Source organism: Stenotrophomonas sp. TEPEL, assembly GCF_004348785.1.
GTDB lineage: Bacteria > Pseudomonadota > Gammaproteobacteria > Xanthomonadales > Xanthomonadaceae > Stenotrophomonas > Stenotrophomonas indicatrix.
This window is the reverse complement of record NZ_QQXJ01000001.1, coordinates 4160027-4185621: the sequence shown is the minus strand read 5'-3', so window position 1 is coordinate 4185621 and position 25595 is coordinate 4160027. Positions and strand designations below refer to the sequence as shown.

Here is a 25595-nt window from a genome sequence, read left to right as displayed (position 1 = left end):
TCTGTGGATTTCCGGATGCCGGCCAGTGGCCGGCACTACAGCGGTGGGGAAGCCGGTGCGCCCAGTGCATGCGGCGCATCGCTCACGTGCGGTGTGTCACGCCGCGCGGCGCAGGGTTTCGGTCAGCGACTCGATGCTGGCGGCCTTGGGTTTGACCAGCCAGAACTTGCCGATGTAATCGCGGAACTCGTCCATGATCTGCTGCGCCCAGATGCTGCCGGTCAGCTCGCGATGACGGCCGATCAGGCGATGCAGGTGCTGGCGGTAGTTCTCGAACCCTTCGGCGGAGACGCGATGGATGTCGATCAGCTCGTGGTTGTAGCGGTCGACGAAATCGCGGTCCACGTCCAGCACGTAGGCCAAGCCACCGGTGAAGCCGGCGCCGAAGTTCAGGCCGACCTTGCCCAGGACCAGCACCACGCCGTCGGTCATGTACTCGCAGCAGTGATCACCTGCGCCTTCCACCACGGCCAGTGCGCCGGAGTTGCGCACGGCGAATCGTTCACCGGCACGGCCAGCGGCGAACAGCTCGCCACCGGTTGCGCCATACAGGCAGGTGTTGCCGATGATGGCGGTGCTGCGTGCCTCGAAGCGTGCACCACGCGGAGGACGCACCACCAGGCGGCCGCCGGCCATGCCCTTGCCGACGTAGTCGTTGGCTTCACCTTCCACTTCCAGGTGCAGGCCACCGACGTTGAAGGCGCCGAAGCTCTGCCCGGCGCTGCCGCGGAAGCGCAGTTCCAGCGGCGATTCGGCCATGCCCTGGTTGCCGTGCGCGCGCGCCACGGCGCCGGCCAGGCGGGTGCCGATGCTGCGGTCGGTGTTGTGGATCAGGAAGCGGTGCTCGCCACCGCGCTTGTGTTCGATGGCCTCGGCCAGCAGGCCGTCCATCTGCGTGGCCAGGCTGTCCGGAGATTCATACAGGCGCTGTGCCGCGCAGTGGCTGCCCGGGTAACTGGCGTCGGCCAGCAGACGCGACAGATCCACGCGCACGTCCTCGCGCGGCGAGACCTCAAGCTGGCGCAGCAGGTCGGTGCGGCCGACGATTTCCTGCAGCGAACGTGCGCCCAGCACCGACAGCCAGCCGCGTACTTCCTCGGCCAGCAGGCGGAAGAAGTTCTCCACGCGCTCGGGTTGGCCGGTGAAGTGGTTCTCGCGCAGGCGCTCGTCCTGGGTGGCCACGCCGGTGGCGCAGTTGTTGAGGTGGCAGATGCGCAGGTACTTGCAGCCCAGCACGATCATCGGCGCGGTGCCGAAGCCGAAGCTGTCCGCACCCAGCAGCGCTGCCTTGACCACGTCCAGGCCGGTCTTCAGGCCGCCATCGGTCTGCAGCAGGGTGCGCCCGCGCAGGTCGTTGGCCACCAGCGCCTGATGCGCCTCGGCGATGCCCAGTTCCCACGGCACGCCGGCGTAGCGGATCGAGCTGACCGGCGAAGCACCGGTACCGCCGTCATGGCCGGAAATGGTGATCAGGTCAGCACCGGCCTTGACCACGCCCGCCGCGATCGTGCCGACGCCGGCATGGCTGACCAGCTTCACCGATACCAGCGCGGTCGGGTTGACCTGCTTGAGGTCGTAGATCAGCTGCGCCAGGTCTTCGATGGAGTAGATGTCGTGGTGCGGCGGCGGCGAGATCAGGCCGATGCCCGGCCTGGCATAGCGCAGGCGTGCGATCAGTTCATTGACCTTGTGCCCGGGCAGCTGGCCGCCTTCGCCGGGCTTTGCGCCCTGGGCAACCTTGATCTGCAGCACTTCGGCATTGACCAGGTATTCGGCGGTGACGCCGAAGCGGCCCGAGGCCACCTGCTTGATCTTGCTGCGCTTGTCGGTGCCATAGCGCGCCGGGTCTTCGCCACCTTCGCCGGAATTGCTGCGGCCGCCGAGGCGGTTCATCGCAATGGCCAGCGCTTCATGCGCTTCGGGCGAGAGCGCACCGAGGCTGATCGCTGCGGTATCGAAACGCGGGAACAGGTCGCTCGCCGGTGCCACTTCGTCCAGCGGCGTCGGCGTTGCCGCCGGCACCAGCTGCAGCAGATCGCGCAGCGCCGACGGCGGGCGCGCATGCACGGCATCGCAGTACTGCTGCCACGCACGCGGGTCACCGCTGCGCGCTGCGCGCTGCAGGGTGGTCACCACGTCCGGGTTGTACATGTGGTACTCGCCGCCGTGCACGTACTTCAGCAGGCCGCCGACATCCACGCCCTGCTGGGCGTCCCAGGCCTGCGCGCACAGTTCACGCGCGTCGGCATCCAGGCGCGCGAAGCCGGCGCCACCGATGCGCGAGGCGGTATCGGGGAAGCACAGCTCCACGACCTCCGGCTCCAGGCCGATGATCTCGAACAGCTGCGCACCGCGGTAGCTGGCCACGGTACAGATGCCCATCTTCGAGATGATCTTGGACAGGCCCTTGTAGATGCCCTTGCGGTAGCGGCGGCCGATCTGCGACTGCTCGCCGCCCTTGCTGAGCTTGAGGATGCCGCGTCGGCCGAGGTCGAACAGGGTCTGGTAGGCCAGGTACGGATACACCGCCGTCGCACCGAAGCCGAGCAGGCAGGCCATGTGGTGCGCGTCGCGCGCGGTGCCGGTTTCCACGATCAGGTTGACGTCGCAGCGCAGGCCCAGCCGTGACAGGTGGTGGTGGATGGCGCTGGTGGCCAGCAGCGCATGCACCATCGGCCGCCCGGCCACCGGGTAGCGGTCGGACAGCAGCAGCATCACCATGCCGTCGCGCGCAGCCTGTTCGGCTTCGACGCAGATGCGTTCGATGCCTGCACGCAGGCCTTCCTCTTCGCTGTAGGACAGGTCGAGCAGGCGGTTGGCCTGCACGTACTGGTCCATCTTCAGCAGCTGGCGCAGCTTGCGCTGGCTCAGCACCGGCGAGTTGAGGATGACGTGGTTCACCGTCTCCGGCCCGGCATGGAAGATGTTGGTCTCCTTGCCGAGCTGGGTGGACAGGGACATCGCGCAGTCTTCACGCAGCGGGTCGATCGGCGGGTTGGTGACCTGCGCGAAGGCCTGGCGGAAATAGTCGTACAGCGGACGGCTGCGCTGGCTGAGCACGGCCATCGGCGTGTCATCGCCCATCGAGCCGGTGGCTTCCTGCTCGGTCTCGGCCAGCGGCCGCAGCACCTGTTCCACTTCCTCGCTGCTGAGCTGGTACAGCTTGTGGTAGCTGCGCAGGGTGCTTTCGTCGAACGGCTCTTCCACCAGCGACGGGTCGATCAGTTCGGTCTGCAGGTAGGTGACGCCCTGCTGCAGCCACTGCTTGTAGGGTGCACGGCCGCGGTTGATGCGGTCGATGGCCTCCGAATCGAGCAGGTCACCGCGCTTGAGGTCGATGGCGATCATCTCGCCCGGGCCGAGCTTGCCCTTGCGCACCACGCGCTCGGTCGGTACCTCCCACACGCCTGCTTCGGAGGCGACCAGGAAGTGGCGATCGGCGGTCAGCATCCAGCGCGCCGGGCGCAGGCCGTTGCGGTCGAGGGTGCACACCGCGTAGCGGCTGTCGCAGGCGACGATGCCGGCCGGGCCGTCCCACGGTTCGCTGTTGAGGCCGTGGAACTCGTAGAACGCGGCCAGGTCCGGGTCCTTGAATTCCAGCGACTGCGTTGCCGGCGGCACCAGGATGCGCAGGGCCTGGATCAGCTCCATGCCGGCGGACACCATCAGTTCCAGCATGTTGTCCAGGCTCTGCGAATCGGAGCCGTGCATGGAGATGACCGGGTCGAACTCGCCGATGTCGAAACGGGGCGTCTTCCACACCTTGCTGCGCGCCTGCGCCCAGCGCCGGTTGCCTTCGATGGTGTTGATCTCGCCGTTGTGGGCGAGCATCCGGAACGGGTGCGCCAGCGGCCAGCGCGGCAGCGTGTTGGTGGAGAAGCGCTGGTGGAACACGATGGCGCTGGAGGCCAGTTCGCGGCGTTGCAGGTCCGGGAAGAAACGGCTGAGCTTGTCCGGCAGCACCATGCCCTTGTAGCCGATGGCGCTGGGGCTGAGCGTGGTGACGTAGTAGTCGGCATGCGCGCGCAGCAGCTGCTCGCTGCGGCGGCGGGCCAGGAACAGGGCCAGGCCGAAGCCGGCGTCATCCTGGCCGACGCCGGCATCGACGAACACCTGCTCGATGCGCGGCAGGGTGTCGCGTGCCAGTTGGCCACAGACGCTGTCGTCGGTCGGTACCTCGCGCCAGCCGGCCACCTTGCAGCCGACGGCCTCGATCTGCTGCTGCAGCTGCGTGCGGCAGGCCTGTGCGGCGTCGGCATCGTGCGGCAGGAACACCAGGCCCGCAGTGAAGCGCGCGCCGATGGCGATGCCGGCTTCACTGGCCAGCAGTTTCAGGAAGGCATCGGGGCGGCGCAGCAGCAGGCCGCAACCATCGCCGGTGAGGCCATCGGCGGCGACACCGCCACGGTGGGTCATGCGCGAGAGCGCAGCGATGGCGGTATCCACCAGCAGGCGCGAAGGCTGGTCGTCGAGCTGGGCGACCATGCCAAATCCACAGGCATCGCGCTCGGAGCGCGGGTCGTAAAGCCCTTGGCGGTTGCGGGGGGCCATCTCTACCTCGATGCAGATTGAAATGAACGGGGACACCCCTGCCCGCTCTGTAGAGCACGCCCTGCACGTCATGGTGGAGTGTGCCGCGCATGGCGCAGCCCGTCGGGAAGCCGCTTGGCGCACGCCCATACGGCGTTGCTCACCTTGCGCAGGCACTCGCCTGCGCGGCGGCGCGCGCCTTGTCTGGCTGCACGCCAAGTGTCTTCACACTCACCCTGACGCACACGCCGTGCTCTTCCTGGAGCGCATCATGAGGCCACCGGATGCCTCGACTAGATCACAGGTTGCTGCAACGCCGCAATACACGGTTGCAGGCGCAACCAAAGCGCCGGCAAACGCTTGCCGGCGCGGGGTTTCCTCAGCCGCAGCGGACGCCGCTGACCACGTCCTTTGCGTCCACTTCGATGTTCAGGCGGTCGCCCAGGAACTCCATCGTGGTGACGTCATTGGGGTGCAGCACGCGCAGCTGCTTGGCCGCTGCATCTTCCTGGGCCTGCTTGCCGAGCGCTTCGGTGTAGGGCTGGCCGACCAGGCTCTGCACCTGGCTGGCGTCGCAGTTGCCGACAGGCGGTGCTTCGGTGGCCTTGCCGGCTTCGTCGGCCGGCGCCTTGGCGGCCTCGGCGGCCTGCTGTGCGTGGGCGGTGGCCGAATCCTGCTCATCCAGCGACGGCGCTTGGCAGGCGGTCAGGGCCAGCACGGCCGGCAGCAGCAGGGCGGAGAGGGAACGGGCGCGGATCGGGAACGACATCATGACTCCGGGAGGGAAGGGACGGTGAAAGGCCGAGCATAGCGGCGAACCCGCCCTCACGTGTTTGTCTTGCGTTATTGACGTGGCCACGCCGCGCCGATCGGCAGACTGCAGGCATGCCAGCGACCCCCACACCCGAACGCCAGGCCGCGCGCGCCGCCGGCCTGCGCTACGTTGATGACACCCAGCCCGGCATCAGCCGGCGACGCGCAGGCAAGGGCTTTGCCTATCGCGATGCCGATGGGCATGCCGTGCGCGATGCCGCCACCCTGCAGCGCATCCGCGCGCTGGCCATTCCACCGGCCTATACCGCCGTGTGGATCTGTGCCCGCGCCGATGGCCACCTGCAGGCCACCGGCCGCGACGCGCGCGGGCGCAAGCAGTACCGCTACCACGCCGACTGGGCGGCCGTTCGCGACGCCGGCAAGTTCGACCGCACCATCGCCTTCGGCCAGGCGCTGCCGGCGCTGCGGCGGCGCCTGGGCCGCGACCTCAAGCGCAGCGGTTTCCCGCGCGAGAAGGTGCTGGCTGTGGTGGTCGCGTTGCTGGCCGACACCCTGGTGCGGGTGGGCAACGAGACCTACGCGCAGGAGAACAAGTCGTACGGCCTGACAACATTGCGCAACCGTCACCTGGACCTGCTTCGCGGTGGCCGGGTGCGCATGCGCTTCCGCGGCAAGTCCGGGCAGTTGCAGGAGGTGGTGGTCGGTGACCGTCGGCTGGGTGCGCTGGTGCGCAGCGTGCAGCAGCTGCCGGGTCAGGCCCTGTTCCAGTACCGCGACGATGCTGGCGAGGTGCAGCCGGTGGATTCGGGCGCGGTCAACGACTACCTGCGCGAGGTGATGGGCGAGGACTTCACCGCCAAGGACTTCCGCACCTGGGGCGGCACGATGGCGGCGGTGCAGGCCTTCGCCGCCACCGAACTGCCCGAGCCGGCCAGCCAACGCGCGCTGGCCAAGGCGCAACGCGAGGTGGTGTGCCAGGTGGCTGCGCGCTTGGGCAATACGCCAGCGGTATGCCGCAAGGCCTACATCGATCCCTGCGTGTTCGCCGGTTGGGAACGCGGCGAACTGACCGCACTGGCGGGCCTGCGCGGCCCGCGGCAGTGGGAACAGGCGACACTGAAGGTGCTGCGCCGGGCCCGGCGGCTCAGCCGCAAGGCAGGTCAGCCGCAGTAGATGGCGGTGATGTTGTTGGTGCGGCCGGTTTCGATGGTCAGGCGATCCCCACCTTCCGTGGCTGCGCCGGCGGCCGGATCGGCAGCGCCGCTGGCGGTGTTGCCGCTGCGCTCGCGGCCGCCGCGGGTTACCTGCACGTGCAGGCTGTCGCTGTCCACGCGCGCACGTTCGATGGTCATGCCCGACGCGGCCAGGCCGACTGCGCCGCGCACCTTGTCGGTGTGGCACTGGCCGGAAATCACCCCATCGATCGGCTGGACCTGGGCGACCGGACTGCTGCTGCAGGCGGCGAGAGCGAAGCAGACGGCGGCGGTGGCAATGGCATGTTTCATGGGGGACGTTCCTCGTGTTGTGGCCTGCAGGGTGCGACGACACGCGTGGTGGCGGAATGAATGCCGTGCACGCGATGGACACAGTGCGCTCACTGCCGCCAACAGCCTGCGTGGAGACACTGCACGAGCGGCGCACGCCGCCCCCGGTACTGCGGCGTACGCGCCCCGGTAGTGCCGGCCGCTGGCCGGCAACCCCAATCCCCCCGAGGAGACCTGCATGGCCACCACCAAGAAGCTTCCCGTCCGCCGCAAGGCGACCCCCAAGGTCCGCAAGGGCACTACCGCTGCGACGACGGCTGCCGACACCGAGCGCCCGCGCGTGGTGAAGACGGCGACCCGCAAGGCTGCCGCCGCCGATCCGCGCGCGGCGCGCGTCGCAGCGCGGCAGCGGCGCCTGCAGGACCAGGAAAAAGCGAAGGATGTGCGTGCGGCAAAGAAGGCGACAAAGAAGACCGCTACCCAGGCCGGACCACGCCATCAGCCGGAGAAGATGCCGGCGCAGCAGCTGGCCAAGCCCGGCCACGAGCATGCACTGGAGCTGGCGCCGCGCTTCCTGGCGCCGGACTATGTCGGCAGTGGCAAGCTGCAGGGCATGCGGGCGATCGTCACCGGCGGCGATTCCGGCATCGGCCGCGCGGTGGCGGTGCTGTTCGCCCGCGAAGGCGCCGACGTTGCCGTGCTGCATCTGGATGAAGCCAAGGACGCCGAGCTGACGCGCCAGCACGTGGAAAAGGAGGGCGGCCGCTGTGTGGTGATCGCCGGCGACGTGCGCGACCCGCGCTTCTGCAACAAGGCCGTCAAGCAGGTGGCCAAGGCCTTTGGTGGCATCGACATCCTGGTCAACAACGCGGCGTTCCAGCTGCACTGCGAGCGCCTGGAAGACCTGGAAGACGCGCACCTGCAGGAAACCCTGCAGACCAACATCGGCGGCTACATCCAGATGGCACGCGCAGTGCTGCCACACTTGGGCGAAGGCGCCAGCATCATCAACACCGGCTCGGAAACCGGCCTGTTCGGCAGCAAGGCACTGATCGATTACTCGGCTACCAAGGGCGCGATCCATGCGTTCACCAAGGCGCTGGCCAGCCAGTTGCTGCCGCGCGGCATCCGGGTCAACTGCGTGGCGCCGGGGCCGGTGTGGACGCCGTTGAACCCGGCCGACAAGCAGGCCAAGGACGTGGCCGAGTTCGGCAAGGACAGTGACATGGGCCGGCCGGCTCAGCCCGAAGAACTGTCGCCGGCCTATGTGTTCCTGGCGTCTCCGGCCTGCGCCAGCTACATCAGCGGGGTGATCCTGCCTGTGATGGGCGGGCCGCGCGGTTAGCGCGCGGCGGCAACGCCCAGGGGCGCGGCAGTGTAGAAACCGGCGATGCGCGGTATGAACTGCTGCGGATTGGCGCCGACCAGATTGGTCAGCACGACAACGGCGAGGCCGCGCTCGGGATAGACGATGAAGGCCGAGCGCGCGCCGCCCATGCCTCCCACCTGCAGGTCGGGTGCGGTGTTGAACACCGGCCAGCCTGCGGCCCAGTCGCCGGCGCTGCCATCGTTGAGGCGCTCGGCCGTCCACATCTGCTGCACCGCGCGCTGCTCCAGCAGGCGTCCCCCCTGCAATGCAACCAGCCAGCGCGCGGTGTCATCGGCCGTGGTGAGGATGCCGCCGCCGGCCCACAGGCTGGGCGGCATGTCGTAGAACCAGTGCGACAGGCGCGGCGTTGCATCCTTTGCATCGGTGGGGCGTGGCAGGTAGCTGTACATCGTCGCCGCATCCGGGATCAGGTCGTAGCTGTCGCCGAACGTGGTGCGTGCCATGCGCGCGGTGGAGAACTGGCCGGTGGCCAGGAAGCGTTCGTAGGGCATGCCGGATTGCCGCGCGATGATCCGCGCCAGCAGCAGGTAGTTGGTCTGGTTGTACAGGAAACGCTCGCCGGCCCTGGCCTCTGCCGGCAGCGCGCGGACCGCCTGCCATGCGTCCTGTTCCGAACCCCCACCCAGCAATCCCTCTGCATCGAGGATATCGGGCAGGCCGGAGGTGTGGGCGAGCAGCTGGCGCACCCGCACTACCCGCCAGCTTTCGGGCAGGTCGTCGAGATAGCGCGCGATGGGCGCGTCCAGATCCACCCGCCCGTCCTGTGCCAGCTGCGCCAGAGCGACGCCGGTGAAGGATTTGGTGGCCGAGTTGAGCGGGAACCGCGTGCTGCGGGTGGCGACCACGCCGTTCTCGACGTTGGCCAGCCCATAGGTTTCCGACAGCACCACCTGGCCATCCTTGACCACCGCGATCTGCAGGCCCGGGATGCGCTGTTCCTGCATGGTCTGGCGGATGAAACGACGGGTCTGGTCGTTGGCCTGGTCCTGGTTGGCGGAGACGGCGGCGAAGGGCAGCAGGCTGATGATCATGAGCAGGGTTCGTAGCGTCTGGCGAGGCATGCGGGTTCCCGGAGGGCGGAAAGATCGGCGGCGGTGACGGCCGCCGCAGGCGACAGGCCATGGGTCGGATGCGCGCCCGGCGGAAAAGGTTTAAGCCGGTCGCGCGCCCTACCGTTCGTCGGCCCATGACTTCCGGGGGGTTGACTACAGGTGTCGTCATGGCAACAGTAGCGACACGTGTAGTCAAGGGAGTGGTGTCATGCGTGGCAAGACCATCGGGGACCAGGAACTGGCCCTGCTGCAGTATGTGGATGAGCAGGCGCCGGCCAGCGTCGGCGAGGTCGCCAGCGGCTATGGCGAACCGCGCGGACTGGCCCGCTCCACCGTGTTGACGATGATGGAGCGCCTGCGCGCCAAGGGTTACCTGCAGCGCAGGCAGCAGCAGGGCGTCTACCGTTACCAGCCCACCCGTGGCCCTGAGAGCGTGCTGCAGGGGGCCGTTGCCCAGTTCGTCGACAACACGCTGCAGGGCTCGGTGTCGCCCTTCGTGGCGTACCTGTCGCAGCGGCAGAAGGTCAGCGACAACGAACTGGCCGAACTGGAAGCGCTGGTGGCCGAACTGCAATCGCGTCGCCAGGAGGACTGAGCCATGGAGACCTCGATGTTGATTCCGATGCTGGAACGGCTGGGTTGGACCAGCCTGCAGACCGTGCTGCTGGTGGCGCTGGTGTACCTGCTGTGCCGCGCGCTGCCGGCACTGTCGGCGGCCACTCGTTGCCGGTTGTGGTGGCTGGTGTCGCTGCAGGCGGTGGTCGGTCTGTTGTGGAGCCAACCGCTGCAGCTGGCCTGGTTGCCCGCACCCGATGCGGTGGTCATGACGACCGTGGATCTTGCTGCGGATGCGGTGTATCCGCTGGCGCCGGAGGCCGCCGCGCAACTGCTGGCGAACGTGCCGATGAGCGATACCGGAAGCGCGCAGGTGGCCTGGTGGGCAGTGGCCCTGGCCGCACTGTGGATGTCCGGCGTACTGCTGATGGCGCTGCGGACCTTTGGCGAATGGCGCCGGTGCCGTGCGCTGCTGGCCGCGTCGTATCCGTGCGAGGACCAGGCGCTGGTGCAGGCACTGCAGCTGGCTTCGGATGCGCACGGCCTGCGCCGCGCGCCGCGCCTGTGGATGAGCGACCAGGTGGACGCGCCGCAGCTGGTCGGGCCGTTCCGTCCGGTGCTGCTGCTGCCAGCGGGCATGAACGCGCTGCAGGGCGATGCGCTGGACCTGGCGCTGACCCACGAGCTGCAACACCTGCAGCGTCGTGACCTGCAGTGGGGGCTGCTGCCTGCCCTGGCCCAGCATCTGTTCTTCTTCCATCCGCTGCTGCGCCTGGCCGTGCGCGAATACGCCCAGGCCCGCGAGGAAGCCGTGGATGCGGCGGTGGTCGGCCAGCACGGTGCCAGCCGCCATGCCTATGGCCGGTTGCTGCTGCAGCTGGGTGTGGCGCCGCAGCCACACCTCGGCGTGGCCAGCGCAGCGCCCAGCACCACCAGCCTCAAGCGCCGCCTGCTGTCGCTGCAGTCGCACCGGGCGTGCCCACGCCTGCTGGCCGTTGGCCTGACGCTGGTTGTGTTGGCCGTGGGCGTGGCGCCGATGCGGCTGGTGGCCGCGCCGGTCCCGCCTGCGCCGCCGGCACCGCCGCGCGCTGTGCCCGCGCCGCCGCCGCCGCCCGCAGCACCCCCGGCACCGGCAGCGCCGCCTGCCGCAGCGGTACCGGCAGAGCCGGCCGACTGGGCCGAGCCGGCAGAACCCGCCGAGCCTGACGAACCTGCCGACGTCAATGAAGACGAGGAGCAGGACGCAGGCACCCATGCGCACTCGCAGACCACCATCGTCACCCATGGCCAGCTGGATCTGGGTACGCCGCCGCCGCAGGCCTTTGTCCTCGTCGATCACGGCCAGGCGTTCGCCAATGCCGGCATGGATGATGTGATGCAGGCGCGCAGCCGGCTTGGTGACGGCCCCGCACTGTGGTTCCGTCAGGGCGACAAGCGCTACGTGGTGCGCGATCCGATGCTGATCCAGTCGTTGCAGCGTGCCTATGCCGGCGCCGTTGACCTGAGCCGCCAGCAGAGTGAACTGGGGCGCCAGCAGAGTGCGCTGGGTCGACAGCAGGGCCAGCTTGGCCGCGCGCAGGGCGAGCTGGGCAGGCTGCAGAGTGAAGAGGCGCGTGAGATCGCTCTCGCCGCCGCACGGGCTGCACGCAGTGCGATCAACGATCGCGACATCAATCGCGAAGCGGCAGCCGAAGCGGCGCGGGCTACACGCGGCGCGGTGGATGATGCGGCGATTGCACGCAAGGCGGCGGCCGAAGCACAGCGCGCGTCACAGGTGGCCCGCAACCAGGCGCTGCAGTCCGAACGCAGCCGCGAGATGAGCCGTCTCGCCAGCCAGCAGGCCGCGCTGGGAAGCCAGCAGGCGGCACTGGGCAGTCAACAGGCCGCGTTGGGTGAGCGCCAGGCGCGGCTGCAGGCGCAGGCAGCGAAGCAGGCAGAGCAGGTCATCGCGCGCGCGCTGGCCAGCGGCAAGGCCGAGCGGCTCTGACAGAGTGGTAGCGCCGGGCCATGCCCGGCGAGCGCAGCGGCGCGTATGCGAATGGAATCCGCCGGGCATGGCCCGGCGCTACCCCATCAACCGCAGCTGGCGCGCTCGATACGGTTCTGTGCGTCCACCTGCACGGTCACCCGGTCCTGGCGGAAGTCCATGGTCACCGCCATCCCCGGTTTGACCACGCGTGCGTTGCGCGCGCCACTGTCGGCCACCAGCTTCTTGATCGTCGCTTCGTCGGCGGTCTTGCCGGTGAATGCGTCCAGCGCCTCGGGGCGGCACTCCTGCGGACCATCGGACACCTTGGCTGGCAGGCTGCCGGCATCGGCGGAGGCGTTGCCACCGGCATGGCTGCAGGCGGCCAGCGGCAGGATGGCCGCAAGCAGCAACAGGGGGGATCGACGCATGGCAGTACTCCTGGGTGGTGTTCAGTAGCGGCAGTGTCGCCGAGCGCTGTGTCAGTGATGTCAACGCCGCCTGGATCCGCTCTCTCCGTTCATCCGCTTACCAGCGCCAGGGTCTCCCGTTCGCGCTGCTCTTCCCGCACCAGCCGCTGCAGCAGCAGGGCCAGGGTCACCACGTCCTGGTGGTTGTGGTCGGCCACCCGGCGCAGATTCAGTGCATCGCCGCCGCGCAGGAAGCGCAGCCATGCGGCGGGGGCTTCCGAGCCGGGCAGGTCATCTTCGCGCACCACGCGCAGCAGTTGCCGCTCGATGGTGGACAGCTTGCAGTTCTCCCACGTACCGCGGTAACGCCGGCGGGTGGGATACAGCAGGTCGACATGGTCCAGCGCGGTGATGGGATCGGCCTGGCGGGCCAGCCGATAGCGTGTCTTCAGCAGTGGGGCGTCGTAGCTGCGGCCGTTGTAGCTGCAGAACACGGTATGCGGCTGCAGCCAGCTGGCAAAAGCGGCCAGCATCTCCTCCTCGGCAGCCATCGTCGACATCAGCAGCTGGCGGATGCGCAGGCCTTCGCCACGCTGCGGGCACACATGCCAGTCGGCGGCGCCGATCATGAAGGCGCGGGTGCCGGTGCCGCCGGCCAGGCCGGTGGTCTCGGTATCGAAGAACAGCAGGTCGCGCGCAGCCACGTACTCACCCTCGCGCTTGGCGAAGGCCAGCGACAGCGGCATGGCGGGAATCGGCTGCGGCAGCAGTGACTCGATCAGGAACAGGCCAGGCGCAATCTCGTTGCCGGGCAGCTGGCGGTCCTGCGCGCTGGCGCGTGCCGGCGCAGGGCCACCCCGCGAGCGCATGCCGAGCAGGCGATGCAGGCTGCCGACCTCGGGCCGTCGCAGTGCTGCCGGCGCAGGCGTGGTGGAGGCGGTGCCGGTCGGCTTGTGGCGGATCTCCTGTTCCACCCAGGCAAACACCGAACGCTCGGCCGGTGGCTGCCGCGCATCGTTGGCGGCCATCAGTGCCGGCGGCGTCTGCTGCGTCGGCGCGGCAGGCGTGGCTGCTTTCGGGTCACCGGCCTGCTTCCGCAGCAGGCGCAGCTTGTCCAGGCTCAGGCTCACGGGGCGATCAGCTCCATCGGGTCGCGCGTGCTCACCACCACGTCGGCGACGTGCTGGCAGGCATCGGCATCGAACAGGTCGAGCACGCGCAGCGCCAGCGCACGCGGTGAGGTTTCATCCTGTTCCTGCGCGGCCAGCACCGGGCCGACGCAGGCCGGACAACCCGCCCTGCAGTCGCAGCGCTGTACCAGTTCGCGCGCGCGCTGCACCAGCTCCGCCTGGCGCTGCCACAGCGGCTCGCTCAGGCCGACGCCACCGGGGAAGTTGTCGTACAGGTATACGGTCGGCACGAATTCCTGCAGCAGTTCCACCGCGCCAGGCTCGCCATCGCTGCCCCGCAGCTGGCCGCGCCCGCTCTGGTCGGCAATCGCGATCCAGGTGCCATCGCCGTTGCCCACCGACTTCTGCAGGTCGCGCGCATCGGCCATCACCGCCACCGTGGCTACGATGTGCAGTGCATAGGCGGCGCCGAGGAACCCATCCAGCGCATCCTGCTTGCTGGCGAAGGCGCGCAGCAGCAGCGCCTGCGGCAGCTGCCACCACACCGCGGTGGTGTGCAGTTCCTGGTCGGGCAGGTTGACCGGGCCGTAGCCGATGTTCTCGTGGGTGTAGTAGCGGATCTTCTTGTAACCGGCCACGCGGCGCACTACGTGCACTTCGCCATGGTGCGAATCACCACGGCCGGCTACGCCGCCATCGAAACGGTCCAGCACCTTGAGCTTGGTGAAGTCGATGCTGTCGGTGTAGTAGTCCACGTGGGTGCGGGTGACGTAAGCCTTGCGGCCTTCCCAGTCCAGCGTTTCCACCTGGTAGGGCGTGGACTGCACCATGTGGATGGCGCCTTCGTACAGGGTCAGTGCGGCAGCGGAGTAGTCCACCTCGGCGATGATCTGCTGGCGGCCATCGCTGCGGTCGACCACCACGAAGTTGCCATCGGCCACCGCGCGCAGGCTGACCGCGTTGGCCGGATAGCTGTCGGCAATCCACTCCCAGCGCTCGCCTTCGCGGTGGATGACCTCGGTTTCGGCCAGTGCTTCCAGGAACACTTCAGGATCGATCGGGCCGAAGCCATCGCCGACCCGGAACGGCAGTTCGAACGCCGCGCAGCGGATGTGATCGAACAGGATCAACGGCTGGTCGGGTGCGATGCGTGCGTGTTCCGGCGACGCCTCGGCGAAGAAGTCCGGATGGCGCACCACGTACTGGTCCAGCGGCTGCGAACTGGCCACCATCACCCCGAGTGCGGGCTGCTGGCGGCGTCCGGCGCGGCCGAAGCGCTGCCAGGTGGCAGCCACGCTGCCGGGGTAACCGTTGAGGATCACCACGTCCAGGCTGCCGATATCCACGCCCAGTTCCAGCGCCGAGGTGCTGACGATGCCGTCGATGTTGCCGGCACGCATCGCACGCTCGGTCTCGCGGCGCTCGGTGGGAAGGTAGCCGCCGCGGTAGGCGCGGATGCGTGGTGGTTTGCGCGGATCGTGATCGAAGATGTCCTTCAGGTACTTGGTCAGCACCTCGACCATCAGCCGGGTCTGCGCGAACACCAGGGTCTTCAGCCCGGACTTGATCGCGATGCGGGCGATACGGTTGCTCTGCGAGCGCGCCGAGGCACGCAGGCCCAGGTCGGGGTTGATCACTGGCGGATTCCACAGCAGCACCTGCTTCGGCCCGCTGGGCGCGCCGGATTCGGTGATGGCGGTGACTCGTGCTTCGATCAGCGCCTCGGCATGCGCCTGCGGGTTGCCGATGGTGGCCGAGCACAGGATGAACTGCGGTTGCACCCCGTAGAACGCGCAGATGCGCTTGAGCCGGCGCAGCACGTTGGTGACATGGCTGCCGAACACGCCGCGATAGGTGTGTACTTCGTCGATGACGATGTAGCGCAGGTTCTCGAAGAACTGCGCCCACTTGGTGTGATGCGGCAGGATCGCCTGGTGCAGCATGTCCGGGTTGGAGACCACGATGTCGCCATGCAGGCGGATCGCCTGCCGCGCATCGCCGGGGGTGTCGCCATCGAAGGTGAAGGCCTTCACACCCAGATCGCCGGCGCGGTTGAGCTCCAGCAGTTCGGCCACCTGGTCCTGGGCCAGTGCCTTGGTCGGGAACAGGTACAGCGCCTTGGCCTTGTCCTGCATGGCGGCGCTGACCACCGGCAGGGTGTAGCACAGCGACTTGCCGCTGGCAGTGGGGGTGACGATGGCCACGTGCTCGCCACGCTGGCTGGCCTCCCATGCCTCGGCCTGGTGGCTGTAGAGCTGTTCGATGCCACGTGCCTTCAGTGCCGCAGTCAGGGCCGGTGGCACGGAATCAGGAATCGGCGCATAGCGGCCTTCGCGGCCGGGAATGGCGAAGCTGCCGGTGATGCGATCCTGGTAGCGGCGCTGCAGGCGTGCACTGAGCAGTGCGCCATCGCGCGCGGGCAGGCCATCGCGGGTGGCGAGCTGCTGCTCCGCATCGGCGGTGCGCTTGGCGAGTTCGTAGGCCATGGAAGATGGAGCCGGGACATTTTTCGAGGGGTCACATGGCACCACATTCACGTCTCAGGATGTGAGACATCGCGCGCGAAGGGCGTGAACCGTTCATTGCCATGGGTCGGGACGACGCGCGATTTCCGCGCCGAGCGCCTTGCTGCGGCGGACGGACTGCACGATGCAGACCACAAGCCGTACCGTGTGCCAGCCCAGCGCCAGCACTGCCAGCGCCTGCCAGGCAGATGCAACCGGCCAGCCCAGGTCCAGGCGCTGTGACAGCGGTACCGAGGCGGCGCCGAACATCAGCACGCACAGCAGCATGCCCAGCCAAGCCAGATGCCAGAACCCTCCCGTGGGCGGATAGCGTCGTCGGTCGCTGGCCAGGCACCATGCCGTGCCCGCGCCCAGCACCCATCCATCGCAGGTGCGCACATCCAGCAACATCGAGCGCCCGCGGGAGAATGCCTCGGCGTGCTCCCATTCCGCCGGAAGCTGCACGCGCCGGTCATTGCCCAAGAGCCACACCTGTGATGCCTGGGCAGTGCGCCGATACACGAGCAGGCGGCCGCGGACCCGCAGTACGCGCTGCGCCGTCGCAGGGCCGTTGCGGCGTGGGCGGCCCAGCCAGGCCGCAAGACCGGCGATGGCAAGCAATGGCGTGGCGAGCAGGCCCGGGACGTCGGCGGCGGCCCATAGCGCCAGTGCGGCAATCACCAGCGGGGAAGGGCGCAGGCCGGGACCCCGTCGCATCGACACTTCTTCCGGTGTCTCCATGCGCTCGCCACAGACCCGGCTGGTGGCTGCCTCCGGTCGTGCAGCAGCGATATTGAAGCCATTGAGACGCACCACCACCGCCACGCGTTCGTCCAGCACCACTTCGGCTTGGTTGTCTTCCGAGAGGTACGGCCATGCCCGCCTTGGAACCAGCACGGGAACTCCACCCAGCAGGCCATCGCCAACCGGGAAGTTGTTCCAGCACGCGCCCCCGGTGAACGCCCCGCGCAGCCGCTTCACCTGGTCGTCGTGGACACAACCGGTCAGCGCGCGCAGCGGTGCCAGTGCGGAGTGTTCTTGAGCATCGAGCGTCCGCAGGGTGCTGCTCCGGCGCAGCGAGGCCAAGCCTGTGCGGACGCGTGATGCCCATTCGGCAACGGCCGCGAGGACCATCACCAACAGGACTGCCAGAACGACCAGCACGGCTGCGCGTGACATCATCAGGCAACCGGCTGCAGCGGTGGGACTGTGGAGGAAGCTGTCATGGCTGGCTGCCGTACACCGAATGACTCAGGATGCAGGCCCCGCCCTGGCGGGGGGAATGAAGTTCGTTGCAAACTTCGGCGCCCTGGCCGCGCATCGGTGATGCGGCACACTCCCTGAACGCCCTCGCCGTTTCCAACGAAATCTGAAGCCGGCATCCGTATCCTTGGTTGCTGGACGCAACCAACACGGTGGATGGCTGTGGCAAAACGGGCAACGCAGGGAGCACTTCTGGCCGCCGTGCTGCTGGCGGGCATCGCGCACGCGCAGCAGACGACGCCGGCGGCCGTGCCCGTGCCCACGCCTGGTCCCGTACCGGCGCCTGCCGTGCCGCCCGCAGCAGATGACGCGCCCGTGGTCGCCCCGCCTGCGCAGGGGAACGTCACCACGCTGGGCGAAGTGCGTGCGCTCAAGCCTGAAGACGACCAGCCGCTGGACCTGTACCGCTTCAAGAACCCGATGCGCGCGGAGAACAACCGCTTCAGCCGCGACTGGAGCGAGCCGCCGTCGCCCGAGCAGGTCAGCATGGGCGGCGGTTACATCATGATGGGCGTGGTCAAGGGCGTGATGGCCGCGGCCAAGGGCCTGAACAGGATCACCGGCGGCCCGGACCAGATCCAGTCGGCCATCGCCCGGCCGCCACCGGAACTGAGCGCCGAGCAGCAACGCCGTGCGCTGCAGTTCTGCGCGCAGCAGGATGGTTGCGGCGCACCGCCGGAGAAGTAGGCGTTATCCTGCGGGCCTTCCCTTCGAGGCTGCCTGGATGCTGCTGCGTACCCTGTTCCTGCTTGCAACGCTGAGCCCGCTTGCCGCGTCCGCCAGCGACCTGACCGATGGCGGTTCGTGCCGCAATGGCGCGTTTCCTTCGGAACAATCGGGCTTTGTCCTGGCCAAAGTGGTGGGCACGCCGCGCCTGTACCTGCTGGGCGACATGGACGGCTGCCCGGCCAAGGGTGAACCCGCCTGCCGCCAGCGCAGCTACGTGGTGAGTGGCGACACGGTGGTGACCGGGCGTGATCTTGGCCGCTACCGCTGCGCGTTCTTCCCGAACAAGGTGGGTGGCAGCGCAGGCTGGGTGGATCGCAGCAAGCTGCAGGCGTTGCCGGTACCTGCGCCGACGCTGCAGGCCTGGTCGGGTGACTGGAAGGATGGAGACAACGGCCTGAAGATCCGCGTACACGGCAACCAGCTGCAGGTGGAAGGCGATGCCTACTGGCCTTCGGCCAATCCTTCGCCGGAGGTTCGTCCCTATGGGCCGAACATCGGCGCGGTAAGCGCGCAGGCGGTACCGCGTGGTGCCCAGGTCGACTTCGTCGAGGACAGCTGCACGGTGCACGCGCAGCTGCTGGGTGATGTGCTGATCGTGGCCGACAACAGCGAGTGCGGCGGCATGAACGTGCGCTTCAACGGTGTGTACCGCCGCAGGTAGATCCACGTCATGCGTGGATGAAATGCGCGGACGGCCCGGCGCCAGCCAAGGTTGGCATCTACCCTGCACGGCGTCAGTAGATCCACGCCATGCGTGGATGGTGTTCGCGAGCCAATCGGTGGGGTCAGAGCCCTTTCGCCGGCGCAAGGGGTCCGACCCCGGGATCAGCGCCGGCGCTCCAGCCACCACAGCAGCGATGCGCACAGCACGAACGCCAGCCACCACGGCCAGCGCGGTCCCGGCACACGCAGGCTCGCCCGCGCGGTTGCCGGCGCCGCAGTGGCCAGCCGCTGCGCGGTGGCATCCATCATCGCCTGCCGGTGCAGGGCAGGGGCCTGCTTCGGATCGAACACATAGCGCCACTGCATGCGGTCGCCGTGCTGCAGGCGCTGCCAACCGGCCTGGCGCGGCCACCAGCCCGCGCATCGTGCTGTGCCGGTGGTGCTGTCGACGATCAGCGGCACGCCATCGCCGCGTCCGTCGAAGGCCCGCAGCGGTGCCTGCACGCCGCACAGCGACTGCCGTTCGCCGGCCCAGGCCAGTGCCTGTGTCGACCATGGACCTTCGGTCCCCACCTGCGCGCGTGCGAGGGCGGCGAACACCGTGCTCCACAACTCGCCGTGGCGATCCTCGCGACCGGCCAGTACCCAGCGCCAGCTGTCGGTGATCGGCAGCAGCCCGATGCGCCCCTTGCCGACGGCGCGCCACCCCCCGATGGGCGTGCCGTCGCGATCCTGCAGCAGGGGGCGGCTGCCGGCTGCCTGCAGCGCCAGGTACTCCAGCGTTGGCAGCGCTGCGGCGTGCGACGCGCGGTCGGCTTCTTCGCCATCCGTGGTAGGCAGGGTGCCGGCAGCAAGCGGCCCGCGACGTGCCTGCAGCATCGTTGCATCACCCTCCCCAGGCATTGCCGCAACCTGGCTGCTGGCATCGCCCTGCACGGGCAGGCCGAGATCGCGCAGGCGTTGCCGTGCGCTGGCTGATGGCGCGCCGGTACTGCGCACCAGCAGGCCCAGGCCATCGCGAAGGGCCTGGCGCACGGCCGCCAGCTGAGCGGCACCGAGCGCGGCCAGGCTGCGTTCGTCGAGCAGCAGCAGATCGCTGCGTGCCAGCGTTGAGGCGTCCAACGCTACGTTGCCGTCGCCCAGGCTGAGGCCGGCGCCGGTCTCGGCCTGCACCTGCACGCGGATGCCGGCATCGGTGGCCCAGCGCCGCAGGTACTTCAGTTCGGCGCCGGGGGCAGCCGAGCGCACCAGCACGCGCAGCGGAGCGGCGGCCAGCGTCTGCTGCGGCACCGGCACGCGGTCGGCCACATGGCCCTGCGCATCCAGCAGGCGCAGCTGGAACACGCTGCGGCCCTCGGCGCGGGCGATGCCGCTGAGCTGCACACGGCCATCCGCAGCCAGCGGTGCACGATCGACCACGGCACCGGCCGGGTCCAGCAGTTCAGCCTGCGCGCGTTCCACGCCGCGAGCCTGTGCGTGCACGTCGAAGCGCGCACCGGGAGCGCTGTCCACGGGCGGCTGCAGGGCAATCCAACCGTGGGCTTCAGGAGGTGCCTGCCAGCGCGTGTCGGCGGGCAGCACGGCATCGCGGTCACGCGCGGCCAGGCCGGCACCGACCAGTGTCACCGTGGAGGACGGGTAGCGGCGCAGCGCGGTGGCCAGGTCCGGCACGCGCGCTGCATCGGCCCTATCGGTTGCTTCCGGCAGCAGCACCCGGGTGCCGCCGGTCGGCAGTGCACCGGCCTTGTCGGCCTCGGCGCCGATCACCACCAGGCCGGCCAGGGAAGCGCGCTGTGAGGGCGGCAGCAGGCAGACGTACAGCAGCGCAGCGGCGGCCGCCTGCAGCGTGAGCACGGCGATAAGACGGCCGCGCCTCTGCGTGGGCGGACGCAGCTGGCGTGCACTGGCGACGAGCACGATCAGCGCCAGCGCCACTGCGACCCACACGTTCAATGCCGATGTGCTCATGGCTGTGCCTCCAGCGCGTCGAGGTAGCGCTGCCCCATGGCATCGGCCGCACGGCGTCGCATCACCTGCGGCAGTGGCCGCTGCAATGCGCGCCACAGCTGCGCGCGCAGGCGCTGCCGGCACTCGGTGCAGCCGGGTTCGATGCGCAGTTGTTCGATGGCGGCAGCCAGGTCCAGTGCATCGGGCAGGTAGGCGTTGTTGCGCTGCTGCCAAGCGGCCAGCATGTCCAGATCGGGCGTGCCATCCTCGTCGCCCAATCGCTGCCAGGCCTCGACGACGGCCGGATCGGGCGGCGTGCGCGCGGCCAGCGGCAGGTTGCGGCTGGCCAGCCCGGCACGGTCACCGCTCAGGCGCCGGCTCTCGTCGATCGGCGGCAGCTCCGGGCCGACGCGGGCCAGGTAGATGCGCTCGGCCTGCTGCACCTGCTTGATGAACGCCAGCGCCTTGTAGGCAAACGGCAGGGCCTGCTCGGGGCGGCCCTGGCGCAGCTCGCCTTCGGCCGACCACATCTGGTCCAGCGCGGCCTTCAAGGTGGCGCGTGTCTGCGGGTCAAGCAGCGTCGCCGCCTCGGCGTGGTCGTGGGTATGCCCGTACTCGGACAGCACGTCGGTGGCGCTGCCGAACACCGGTGGCGTGTCATTGCCGCTGGCTGCGCCACCGTGGTCGTGGCCGTGCTCGTCGTGTGCGCCGGCCTCGGCGCCGTGACCGTGCTCATGCTCATGCTCTTCATCGTGTGCGTCTGCCGCCGGCGTATCGCTGGTGGGCAGGTCGCTGGTCGGCGGTGGCTTCGGCGCGCCCTCGCTTTCTTCGCCCAGGAACTGGCCGTAGCGCAGGCGCAGGATGCGCTGGTCGACGCCGATCGCGTCGCTGCGCTTGACGAAGGTATCGGCGGCTACGCTCCGGCGTTCGCGGATCAACGCCTCGGCGTCGATGATGATCTGCCGCTGGCTGCGGAAGTACGCGGGCAGGGTCTTCTTGATGCGGCCTTCCAGTTCGGCACCGAGCACGGCCTCGGCGCTGGGCAGGCGCAGGATCACGCTGCTGCTGCGGCCGACCTGTGCTGCCGGCGCGTGGTTGTCGCGCACTTCCAGCTGGGCGATCACATCGTTGCCGGGCTGTGCGCCCAGCGCGGCCAGATCCAGGGTATGGGCAAAGCGCCGTGCCTTCGCCTCACCGCTGCCGCTGAGCGTCACGCTGCGGCGTACGAAGGTGATGTTCTCGCCGCTGCCCTGGGTGGTGGTGATCGACAGCGTCGCCTGTGGGGAGACGCCATGATCGTCGCTGGCCTCGAAGCGCAGCGTCCACTGCCGTTGCCCGGGGGTGCCCAGCACCAGGCTGGTGGCAGGCTCGATCACGCGCACCGTCGGCGCACGGTCGGCGACCACGTCGAGCCGATGCAGGCGGGTTTCGGCCAGCGCCGGTTCGCTGACCACGCGATACAGCACCGGGGCATGCGCTACGTGCTGCGCCTGCCATTCACCATTGCGCTCGCGCAACGGCAGGCGTCGACCGTCGTGGAACTGCAGCCAGGCGTTGCTGGGTGCACGGTCGAAGCGCAGTGACCAGGACAGGCGACTGTCGGCGGCGACCTTGGCGTCAAGTGCGTTCTGCGTGCGCGTGGGTTGGCCGGTGTAGGCCGGTGCGTCGATGCGCAGTCCAGTGGACTGCAGGCGCAATGGACCGGCCTTGGCGCTGCTTTGCGGCGAGGCAGGCGCCGTGGGGCGCGGTGCGGCGCGGTGCGGCCAGCCCAGTGCCAGCACAACGACGGCGATGCTGCCGATCCAGCACAGCGCCATTGCCCTGCGCGGCCAGCGTGGTCGCAGCTCGGGGAGGTTGCGTTCAAGCGCCGCCAGCACGTGCGTGCGCTGGCGTTGCTGCAACGGGTTGAGCGTGCCGGCGTCAGCGAACAGCAGGTCGGCGCTGTCTTCGCTGGCGCCACTGGCATCGAGCGTGCGCTGCAACCAGCGTCGGTCCAGCTGCCGGGCGCGCATCGTCGCTGCGGCCGCAATGATCAGCAGGGCCATGGTTGCCACGACGCAGGCGATATCGAAACCGGACACGCGCAGCGCAAGTGCCGCTGACGCCAGCGCCCACGGCAGGCCCAGCAGCAGGGTGATCGCCGCGCGGCGCCGGCGCGCGCGCTGCCATGCCTGTTGCAGCGCCTTCATGGTGCAGCCCCGCGTCGCGCACTGCTCGCCATCCAGCGCTCAAGCGCGAACAACAGCACGATCACCAGCAGCAGCCAGGCGGTGGGTTCGCGCAGGGGCGGCGTTGCGGCGGGCAGGGCCGCCCGGCGTGGCGCCTGATCCTGCGCATCACCCAGCTGCGGCGTTGATGGCGGTTGCAGGGCCTGCAGCAGGTCGCGCGGCAGGCCGTCATCGCGCAGTGCACTGTTGCGGGCCACGTTCCATTCGCCGGGCAGATGCAGCAGGCGGCCCTGGCCGATGCGCTGCTGCCACAGCAGCGGTGCATTGTCTGCATCGCGCAGCAGTACGGGTGCACCCGCTGGCGGTTTCGCAGCGGTCAGCACCGTGCCGCCCTGCTGCAGCCAGCGCTGCCAGGTGCCAGGCAGCGCATCGTTGGCGGTCCAGACGCCGATCTCGCCGCGCGCAGGCAACGCGTCGTCGGCCAAGGGGGCCGCCAATGGTTGCGTGCTCCACGCGCGCTGCAACGCGCCCAGCCATTGCAGCGCAGCGGCCGGTGCATCGCTGCGCGTACGCAGGCGTGGTGCCGGGGAAGCGTGTGGCGGCGCGGTGACGGCCAGCGCGTGTGGCTGCCACTGCACCTCGCGCGACAGCTGCAGGCGGGCACCATCAAGGCCGGGCAAGGGATCGGGTACGTGTACGGTCAGCGCGGTGCCGGCCGGCAACTGCGCGTCCAGCTCGCGCAGCAGGCTGGGCAGGGAAGCAGCGTTGGCCGGCGCGGGCTGGTCGATGGTGGGGAAGCCCGGCGCCAGCCAATGCCAGTTGCGCGCATCGGTGCTGCCGCGCAGCGCGATCGCGTCCAGGCCCGGTGCCACCACCGTCCACGCTGCTGGCACGGGCGCAGGACCGGTCAGCGCCGGGCGCGCCAGCAGCAGGGCCAGTGCGGCCAGCAACAGCAGGCGCACCAGCAACAGCGGCCAATCATCGTAGCGGATGCGCTGCCGCGGTCGCACCTGGGCGCGCAGCCAGCGCAGCGCAGCGAAATCCAGTGGCGTGTAGGGATGACGACGGGCGAGGTGGATCAGCAGTGGCAGCAGCCATGCGGCCAGCGCCGCCAAGCCCAGCGGGAACAGCAGGCTCATGCGCCGCCCCTGCGGCCGAACAGCGCCTGCAGCGGCTGGTCCAGCGGCTGGTCGAGCCAACTGGTGGCGATGGCGATGCCACTGGATTGCAACCGCGATTGCAGCGCGGCGCGCGCCTCGGCGAAGCGCTGCAGGTAGTCGGCGCGGATCGCGGCGCCATCGCCGAGAAGTTCATCGCCCGTTTCCGGATCGCGGAAACGATGGCCTGCGTCGAAGGGGAAATCGCGCTCGTCGGCGGTCAGCACCTGCAGCAGCATCACCTCGCGGCGGGCGCTGGCCAGCTGCTCCAGCAGCATGATGCCTGCGTCGTCGAAACCATCGCCGATGGTCAGCAGCAGATCGCCGGGGCGCACGCGCTCCCACAGCGGTCTCAGTCGCTCTGCGGCCGGCCATGCGCCGCGCGCCTGCAGGGCATGCAGCTGCAGATGCACGCGGTCACGTTGGCGTGCGCCGCTCGCTGCGGGCACCAGCTGCAGGCCATCGCCATTGATCGCCAGCAGGCCGAAGCGATCACCCTGCTGCAGCGCCAGCTCGACCACGCAGGCAGCCAGCTGCCGCATGTGATCCAGGCGGCTGCGTCCAGGCGCTGTGCGATCGGACTGGCCCGCCGAGGCCGTGGCATCGAGCAGCAGCCAGACGGCAATCGGGCTTTCGCGCTCGGATTCGCGCACGAAGAAGCGATCCGAGCGCGCATACAGCTTCCAGTCGATCTGGCGCAGTTCGTCACCGGGCTCGTAGGCGCGGTACTGGGCGAATTCCAGGCCGGCGCCGCGGCTGCGGCTGGCATGCTGGCCGATGCCGCTCGCACCGCTGGCCAGGCGTGGCCGCAGGCGCAGCGCACGCAGGCGCGCACGCAGGTCGGGTGGCAGCAGCAGCGGCGTGCCTGCGGTCACCAGTGGATCAACCCGGGAAGGGAACGGCCTGCAGCAGTGCTGCGACCACATCGTCGGCCCGCTTCTGCTCGGCTTCGGCGGCAAAGGACAGCAGCAGGCGATGGCGCATCACCGGTGCCGCCAGCGCCTGCACATCCTCGCGGGTGGCGGCGAAGCGTCCCTGCAGCAGGGCGCGCGCCTTGGCGGCCAGTACCAGCGACTGCCCGGCACGCGGACCCGCGCCCCATTTCACCCACTGGTTGATCGCCGCCGGTGCGCCATCGCCGGGGCGGCTGGCGCGGACCAGGCGGGTGATCCAGGCCAGTACGTCGGGACTGACATGCACCTGGCGCACCGCCGCCTGCAGCGCGATCACCGCTTCGGCATCCATCACCTTCGGCACGCTTTCCGTGGCACCGCCGGTGGTCTGTTCGAGGATCTGCCGCTCTTCTTCCTCGCTGGGGTAATCGACCAGCACATGCAGCAGGAAGCGGTCCAGCTGTGCTTCGGGCAAGGGGTAGGTACCGGCCTGTTCGATCGGATTCTGCGTGGCCAGCACGAAGAACGGCGCCGGCAACGTGTAGGTCGTGCCGGCGTAGCTGACCGTACGCTCCTGCATCGCTTCCAGCAGCGCCGCCTGGGTCTTGGGCGGGGTGCGGTTGAGCTCGTCGGCCAGCAGCAGGTTGGTGAAGATCGGGCCCTGCTGGAAGCGGAAATGGCGATGACCGGTGCCGTGGTCCTCTTCCAGCAGTTCGGTGCCCAGGATGTCGCTGGGCATCAGGTCCGGGGTGAACTGCACGCGCCGGAACTGCAGTTCCAGTGCCTGCCCCAGTGAGCGCACCAGCAGGGTCTTGCCCAGCCCCGGCGCGCCTTCCAGCAGGCAGTGGCCACCGGCCAGCAGGCCGATCAGCAGCTGCTCGACCACGGTGTGCTGGCCGACCACGGCGTGGGCCAGGGCGCTGCGCAGCGCGTGCAGGCGCGGCAGCAGGGAATCGAGGTCGGGGGAGGTCATGGGCGTG

Annotated in this window: 19 protein-coding genes; 6 read left to right on the top strand and 13 right to left on the bottom strand. The window is 69.3% G+C overall.

Annotation, left to right across the window (positions count from 1 at the left end; genetic code table 11):
- Positions 1-96 precede the first annotated feature (96 nt).
- Both gltB and TEP_RS19125 read right to left on the bottom strand, forming a co-directional pair.
- On the bottom strand, positions 97-4551 hold the full coding sequence (gene gltB / locus TEP_RS19130; RefSeq protein WP_132826338.1) for a glutamate synthase large subunit: 4455 nt from the start codon (positions 4549-4551) through the stop codon (positions 97-99).
- Between the two features lie 358 nt (positions 4552-4909).
- Positions 4910-5299, bottom strand: coding sequence for an I78 family peptidase inhibitor (locus TEP_RS19125; protein ID WP_025876043.1), 390 nt, complete (start codon positions 5297-5299; stop codon positions 4910-4912).
- A 116-nt stretch (positions 5300-5415) separates the two neighbouring features.
- On the opposite strand from TEP_RS19125, the gene TEP_RS19120 reads away from it, so the two are divergent.
- Positions 5416-6477: a DNA topoisomerase IB gene (locus TEP_RS19120; protein WP_132826337.1), complete on the top strand. Its 1062-nt coding sequence runs from the start codon at positions 5416-5418 to the stop codon at positions 6475-6477.
- On the opposite strand, the gene TEP_RS19115 is transcribed toward TEP_RS19120, so the two are convergent.
- Positions 6465-6809, bottom strand: a complete 345-nt coding sequence (locus tag TEP_RS19115) for a hypothetical protein (protein WP_132826336.1) — start codon at positions 6807-6809, stop codon at positions 6465-6467. The two genes, TEP_RS19120 and TEP_RS19115, sit on opposite strands and share 13 nt — an antisense overlap.
- Positions 6810-7026: 217 nt before the next feature.
- Between TEP_RS19115 and TEP_RS19110 the strand changes: the two genes are divergently transcribed.
- Positions 7027-8133 (top strand): SDR family oxidoreductase, encoded by a 1107-nt coding sequence (locus TEP_RS19110; protein WP_132826335.1) that lies wholly within the window; start codon positions 7027-7029, stop codon positions 8131-8133.
- Here TEP_RS19110 and TEP_RS19105 read toward each other — a convergent pair.
- Positions 8130-9209: a serine hydrolase domain-containing protein gene (locus TEP_RS19105; protein ID WP_132826334.1), complete on the bottom strand. Its 1080-nt coding sequence runs from the start codon at positions 9207-9209 to the stop codon at positions 8130-8132. The two genes, TEP_RS19110 and TEP_RS19105, sit on opposite strands and share 4 nt — an antisense overlap.
- Before the next feature lie 229 nt (positions 9210-9438).
- Between TEP_RS19105 and TEP_RS19100 the strand changes: the two genes are divergently transcribed.
- Complete coding sequence (locus TEP_RS19100) at positions 9439-9825, top strand: BlaI/MecI/CopY family transcriptional regulator (RefSeq protein ID WP_025876036.1); 387 nt, start codon at positions 9439-9441, stop codon at positions 9823-9825.
- A 3-nt stretch (positions 9826-9828) separates the two neighbouring features.
- On the top strand, positions 9829-11772 hold the full coding sequence (locus TEP_RS19095; protein ID WP_132826333.1) for a M56 family metallopeptidase: 1944 nt from the start codon (positions 9829-9831) through the stop codon (positions 11770-11772).
- Positions 11773-11858: 86 nt separating this feature from the next.
- Here TEP_RS19095 and TEP_RS19090 read toward each other — a convergent pair whose 3' ends face one another.
- From TEP_RS19090 to TEP_RS19075, 4 genes are all read right to left on the bottom strand, one after another.
- Positions 11859-12182, bottom strand: coding sequence for an I78 family peptidase inhibitor (locus TEP_RS19090; protein WP_025876032.1), 324 nt, complete (start codon positions 12180-12182; stop codon positions 11859-11861).
- Positions 12183-12271: 89 nt separating this feature from the next.
- Complete coding sequence (locus TEP_RS19085; protein WP_132826332.1) at positions 12272-13291, bottom strand: ribonuclease H-like domain-containing protein; 1020 nt, start codon at positions 13289-13291, stop codon at positions 12272-12274.
- Positions 13288-15777, bottom strand: a complete 2490-nt coding sequence (locus tag TEP_RS19080) for a DEAD/DEAH box helicase (RefSeq protein WP_132826331.1) — start codon at positions 15775-15777, stop codon at positions 13288-13290. Before TEP_RS19080 ends, TEP_RS19085 begins: the two co-directional genes overlap by 4 nt.
- 93 nt (positions 15778-15870) lie before the next feature.
- Positions 15871-16974, bottom strand: coding sequence for a hypothetical protein (locus TEP_RS19075; protein WP_132826330.1), 1104 nt, complete (start codon positions 16972-16974; stop codon positions 15871-15873).
- Between the two features lie 240 nt (positions 16975-17214).
- On the opposite strand from TEP_RS19075, the gene TEP_RS19070 reads away from it, so the two are divergent.
- Both TEP_RS19070 and TEP_RS19065 read left to right on the top strand, forming a co-directional pair.
- Entirely contained in the window at positions 17215-17745 is a 531-nt protein-coding gene (locus TEP_RS19070; protein WP_132826329.1) for a hypothetical protein, read from the top strand.
- Between the two features lie 37 nt (positions 17746-17782).
- Positions 17783-18448: a hypothetical protein gene (locus tag TEP_RS19065; protein ID WP_132826328.1), complete on the top strand. Its 666-nt coding sequence runs from the start codon at positions 17783-17785 to the stop codon at positions 18446-18448.
- Positions 18449-18612: 164 nt separating this feature from the next.
- Here TEP_RS19065 and TEP_RS19060 read toward each other — a convergent pair whose 3' ends face one another.
- Genes TEP_RS19060 through TEP_RS19040 form a run of 5 tightly spaced genes read right to left on the bottom strand, consistent with a single transcriptional unit; the run spans position 18613 to position 25588 of the window.
- Positions 18613-20418, bottom strand: a complete 1806-nt coding sequence (locus TEP_RS19060; RefSeq protein WP_132826327.1) for a hypothetical protein — start codon at positions 20416-20418, stop codon at positions 18613-18615.
- Positions 20415-22586 (bottom strand): hypothetical protein, encoded by a 2172-nt coding sequence (locus tag TEP_RS19055; RefSeq protein WP_132826326.1) that lies wholly within the window; start codon positions 22584-22586, stop codon positions 20415-20417. The genes TEP_RS19060 and TEP_RS19055 overlap by 4 nt, the downstream gene beginning before the upstream one ends.
- Positions 22583-23704, bottom strand: coding sequence for a BatA domain-containing protein (locus tag TEP_RS19050; RefSeq protein WP_132826325.1), 1122 nt, complete (start codon positions 23702-23704; stop codon positions 22583-22585). The genes TEP_RS19055 and TEP_RS19050 overlap by 4 nt, the downstream gene beginning before the upstream one ends.
- The gene (locus TEP_RS19045; RefSeq protein ID WP_132826324.1) at positions 23701-24597 is read right to left on the bottom strand and encodes a DUF58 domain-containing protein; all 897 of its coding nucleotides are present in this window, start codon (positions 24595-24597) and stop codon (positions 23701-23703) included. Before TEP_RS19045 ends, TEP_RS19050 begins: the two co-directional genes overlap by 4 nt.
- A gap of 7 nt (positions 24598-24604) precedes the next feature.
- Entirely contained in the window at positions 24605-25588 is a 984-nt protein-coding gene (locus tag TEP_RS19040) for a MoxR family ATPase (RefSeq protein ID WP_025876016.1), read from the bottom strand.
- Positions 25589-25595: the final 7 nt, after the last annotated feature.